This window comes from Rhizobium rosettiformans W3 (assembly GCF_004912135.1).
Lineage (GTDB): Bacteria > Pseudomonadota > Alphaproteobacteria > Rhizobiales > Rhizobiaceae > Allorhizobium > Allorhizobium rosettiformans.
Map to the genome: position 1 here is coordinate 1 of NZ_STGU01000065.1, position 1,769 is coordinate 1,769.

Below are 1,769 nucleotides of genomic sequence, written 5' to 3' on the forward strand. Positions count from 1 at the left end.
GGTTCGATGGCCGTCATCGACCGGGCTGACGGTGCTTTCGTGTGGGCCGGCAGAGTACCCTGGATGTCGGTCGCCTATTCACAAGCCCCCGACTTCTCGGAGCGGCTTCTCGATGCGGGCGCTTTGCTCGTCATCAACCATGATCTGGCGCTTGGTTGCCTGCAAGGAATGAACACATGAATGAACTGAAGAAGCTCAGAGACAGGATCTCCTACGGCATCGTCGGACTGCTCTGGATCAACTTTGTCCTGATCGTCGTCCGCAATCTCGTTCGTGAGGAGGGGATCGACTGGACCATGATCTTGGCCACTCTCGCCCTGTTGGTGTCGGCCACACTCTTGTGGACAAGGGATCGGACCGGCGCGACCACCCGCATGGTGACCTCAATGGCGAATGCGGCGACAGTCGCCATCCTCGTCTTCGCCTTTCAGGGGTCCCCGCTCCAGATCGACATTCACATGTATTTCTTCGCGAGTCTGGCGATCTGTGCCGCCTGGATCGATTGGAGGGCGATTATCGGCTACGCCGCGCTCGTCGCTGTCCACCATCTGCTTCTGTATGTTGCGATGCCGCTGGCGGTCTTCCCGGGTGATTCAGACTTCTCCCGTGTCGTCCTGCACGCGGTGGTGCTGATCGTCCAGAGCGTCGTCCTGATTGCTCTGACCTCGGCTGTCGTCAGGGCATTCGATGTGTCCGACCAGGCTGTCGCCGACGCGGTTGCCGCCGAGCGCGAGGCCGTGGAGATGGCCGATCACGTCAAGCGAACCGATGCCGCTGCAGAGGCCGACCGCCGAAAGCGGGAAGCGGAAAAGGCGCGCGAAGCCGAGGCAGTGGACTACGCCGTTTCCGAATTGGCCAAATCGCTGCAGAAGCTGGCAGAGGGGGACCTCTCTTGCCGGATCGACAGCGCCTTCTCAGGCCCGCTTGATGAATTGCGCACGTCCTTCAACACGTCAGTGCAGAAGCTCGAAGGCGTCGTTTCTCAGGTCGGTCAGGTGGCCTCAGTTCTGCGCAACGGTACGGGCCAGATCGGCCAGGCCAACAACGACCTCTCGGCTCGCAGCGAGCGTCAGGCCGCGTCGGTCGAGGAAACCGCAAGCGCACTGTCCAGCGTGATGGCCACTGTAAAGGAAACCGTGTCTGTCGCGGATTCGGTCGGTAAGTTGGTCAACCAGGCAAGGACGGGTGCTGAGCGTTCCGGCACGATCGTAACAGACGCGGTCTCTGCCATGAGCCGTATCGAGCAATCGTCGCAGTCCATTTCAAACATTATCGGCGTCATCGATGAGATTGCCTTCCAGACCAATCTTCTGGCGCTGAACGCCGGCGTCGAAGCGGCGCGTGCCGGTGAGGCTGGTAAGGGCTTCGCTGTCGTCGCACAGGAGGTCCGCGAACTCGCTCAACGATCCGCCAGTGCCGCGAAAGAGATCAAGACCCTTATCAACGCGTCCGGACAAGAAGTGCGAAACGGGGTGTCGCTGGTCGACCAGGCTGGCGAGGCTTTGAGCACGATCGCGGGCGAGGTTCAGGCGATCAGCCGCGAGATCTGCAAGATTATCGACGGTGCCAAGAGACAGGCAGAGGGTCTGGCCGAGATCGATCAGGCCGTCGGACACATCGACAAGAACACGCAGAGGAATGCTGCGATGGTTGAGGAGTCAAGCGCTGCGATCCAACAACTCGTCCAAGAGGCCACCACGCTGGATCACTTAATGGCGCAGTTCAAGACCGGATCGAAGACGGGTTCTGGAACCCGTCGCGCGGCTTGA

At 60.7% G+C, this 1,769-nt stretch carries 2 protein-coding genes; both read left to right on the plus strand.

All coding sequences use genetic code 11. From position 1 onward, the window contains the following. Positions 1-180: hypothetical protein (locus FAA86_RS24880; RefSeq protein ID WP_205910071.1), on the plus strand; the 180-nt coding region annotated here is incomplete at its 5' end. Continuing rightward, positions 177-1,769: a methyl-accepting chemotaxis protein gene (locus tag FAA86_RS24310; protein ID WP_136543888.1), complete on the plus strand. Its 1,593-nt coding sequence runs from the start codon at positions 177-179 to the stop codon at positions 1,767-1,769. The genes FAA86_RS24880 and FAA86_RS24310, both read left to right, overlap by 4 nt.